Origin of the sequence: Frankia sp. CeD (assembly GCF_000732115.1) — a bacterium.
In the GTDB taxonomy this organism is placed as follows: Bacteria; Actinomycetota; Actinomycetes; order Frankiales; family Frankiaceae; genus Frankia; species Frankia casuarinae.
This window is the reverse complement of sequence record NZ_JPGU01000094.1, coordinates 1-3,071: the sequence shown is the minus strand read 5'-3', so window position 1 is coordinate 3,071 and position 3,071 is coordinate 1. Positions and strand designations below refer to the sequence as shown.

General features: G+C 71.9%; 2 protein-coding genes. Both read left to right on the top strand.

What is annotated here, in order from left to right; genetic code table 11:
- Positions 1-898: tyrosine-type recombinase/integrase (locus CED_RS20975; RefSeq protein ID WP_235187249.1), on the top strand; the 898-nt coding region annotated here is incomplete at its 5' end.
- The gene (locus CED_RS20970; protein ID WP_051868987.1) at positions 889-3,063 is read left to right on the top strand and encodes a tyrosine-type recombinase/integrase; all 2,175 of its coding nucleotides are present in this window, start codon (positions 889-891) and stop codon (positions 3,061-3,063) included. The genes CED_RS20975 and CED_RS20970, both read left to right, overlap by 10 nt.
- Positions 3,064-3,071: the final 8 nt, after the last annotated feature.

The window sequence follows — 3,071 nt, the reverse complement described above, 5'->3', positions numbered from 1 at the left end:
CGCGAACCGGCTGCGGGCTATGACGTCCTGCTACCGCTACCACGAGCTCAACGGCGTGCCGCTCGGCGGCGACCTCGTTCGGCTGGTGCATGGCGGGCGGGCGGCCTACCGGCCGATGCTCGAGCACGTCGCGCGCAGGCGGGGCCGGGNGCGGGCGGNCGTGCGGGTCCGCACCCCGTCGCGGCAGGCACCTCCGGTGCTCACGCCGTCGCAGATCGAGCTGATCTGCGACACGTGCGCGACGTTCGACGCGGCCACGGGCAGGTGGCAGGGGCAGGTGCGTGACCGGCTGCTGTGGTCGCTGCTGGCGGAAAGCGGCCTGCGCCTGGGTGAGGCGCTGGGTCTGCAGCACCGGGACTGGCACACCGGCCGCGGCGACACCCCGTTCCTCGAGGTCGTCCCGCGGGAGCATCCGCACCGGGTCCGGGTCAAGGGCGGCCGCTACCGGCGGATCTATGTGTCGGACGTGCTCGACCGGCTCTATGGCGAGTACCTCTGGCAGCTGTGCGATGCCGGCGTCGACCAGGCAGTGGCCGATCTGGACACGGCGCCGGTGTTCGTGAACGTCGCGGGCGGGACGCGATTCGCGCCGTGGCGACCGGAGACGGTCTACGACCTGGTCCGCCGGCTGCGCCGCGACCTCGCCGGGAAGGTCCCGACGGGCTGGGCGCCCCACTGGCTGCGCCACTCGCACGCGACCGCCCTGCTGCTGGCAGGGGTGCCGGTGCACGTCGTGTCCCGCCGGCTCGGCCACGCCGACGTGCAGACCACGCTGGAGATCTACGCCCACGTGACCGAGGACACCGACGCGCGAGCAGCGGCGAGCTGGCGGGCGTTCACCGCCGGCTGGCGCCCCCAGGCCGTGGCCGGCGGCGGGCAGATCGGACCGTGCTCGTGAACATCACGGTCGAGGAAGTCATGGACAACCTGGCCGCCGCGGGGTGCGGATATGCCCCCGTGATCCTGGACCAGTTGTGGGCGACGGTTCCTGATGACCTGCGGCTGGGCCGGCTGTCGGCGGCGACGGTGCCCGAGCGCTACCGCAACGCGTTCACCGCGGCCGCCCCGAGCAACGCGATCCTCGTCGAGAGACTGCCGGAGCCGATGGGCCGCGAGCTGACCTGGTGCTGCCTGAGGGTGATCGAGCTGGGCGGGAAGATCGCGCTACCGGGGGTGGCGATGCTGNCCCGCCGCCTCGCCGAGGCCGTCGCCGACCTCGGCGCTCGCGGCCCCGTCTCGCTGATGGACCTGCCCGCGCGGGACTGGTGTCAGCAGTTCTCGTTGGCGGTCCACCGGCGCAAGGGCAGGCTGCCGACCGCGCGCTCGACGCAGACCGTGCGGGAGACCTTGGTGCGGTTCCTGCGGCTGCTCGCCCTCGCCTACGACACCAGACCCTGGTGGCAGCGGGAGTCCTGGAACCCGGTCGAGGATCCCCGCATCCCGCTGCGCGCGCACGAGCCCCAGGGTCGCGAGGCGATCTACTTCCAGCGCGTCAGTGCGTCCCGGCTGCGCCTCGGCCTGCAGTGGTACTGCAAGATCAGCCTCGAGACCGGGGCGCTGCGATGGTCNACCGTCGGCCAGCGGGTGTTCGCCATGACCATGTTCGACGCGTTCCTCGCGAGCCGCGGCGGGCGTCCCACCCACCTGGCCGACACACCGGAGGGGGTGCGGGCCCTCATGCTCGACTACCTCGGCCACGTCCGTGCCTCGCGTGCCAGCCGCGGGCCGACCGAGGGACAGCCGCTGTCCGCGAACCACATGAAGATCCTGCTGATCTCTGTCGAGCAGTTCTACGCCTTCATGCACGACCACAAACACGAGGCCGCGGCGGCACTGGGCGACCCAGGCTGGCTGCGCCTCGGACCGCAGNATGCGGCGTTCTACCGGCGCGGCGAGATCCCCCGCCCCGTGGCGCACCGCGACACCGAGCAAAACGTCATCCCCGAGGCCGCGTTCACGCAGATCATGGCCAGCATCGGGATGCTCGGCGATCCGGTGGCCGACGGAGGGTTCGGCGACGAGCAGGCCATGCGGATCATGATGCTGCAGACGCGGCTCGGCCGGCGGATCAGCGAACTGCTCCTGCTCGACCACGACCCGCTCTGCGCGCTCGCCATGCAGGCGCCGTCCGACGAGGAGCCAGACGCGTTCGCCGCCCGGCTCCGCTACCAACAGACCAAGATCGACGGTGCGCCGGACACGGTCCTGGTCGACCGCGAGATCGTGACGATCATCCGCGCGCAACAGGAATGGGCGTCCGGATGGATCGCTCGCCACGGCGCGCCGGGAGCGACGCCGCGTTACCTGTTCCTGGGCGAGAAGATGAACCGCCACGGCAACCGGCCCTACGTGTCGAGCACCCTGCACCGGATGCTCACCGAGATGGCCCGCCGGCTCGATATCCGCGACGACGTCGGCCGTCTGGTCGACTTCCAGCGCACGCACCGCTTCAGGCACACGAAGGCGACCAGCCTGCTCAACGCNGGGGTGCCGATCCACGTCGTGCAGCGCTACCTCGGGCATCTGTCCCCGACGATGACGATGCACTACGCGAAGACCCTCACCGAGACCCACGAGGCGGAGTTCCTGCGCTACCGCAAGCGCACAGCCGACGCCCGCGAACTCGCCATGCCGGCGGCCGATCTCTACGACCTGCTGCATCTCGACAGCCGCACCGACCGGATCCTGCCGAACGGCTACTGCCTGCTGCCACCACGGCAGTCCTGCGACCGGGGAAACGCCTGCCTGACGTGCGACAAGTTCNCCNCCGACGCGACGTTCCTGCCCGAACTGCGCGCCCAGCACCGCCGCACCCTGACCCTCATCGACACCCGCCAGGCAGCGTTCACCGCCCGCACCGGCACCCCGATGGGCACCGACAACGTCTGGCTCGCCGGCCGCCACCGCGAGGCGGCCGCCCTCGAAGCGGTCATCGCCGCCCTCGACGCCGACACCGCCGCGCAGGGGCAGCCAGTCCGCGGCGCCGGGGTCGTCGCCCGCACCGACGCCACGGCCCGCCGCGCGACCGGCGACCTGGGACGAGGCCAGCCCGATGGCCGGTAACCTCGACA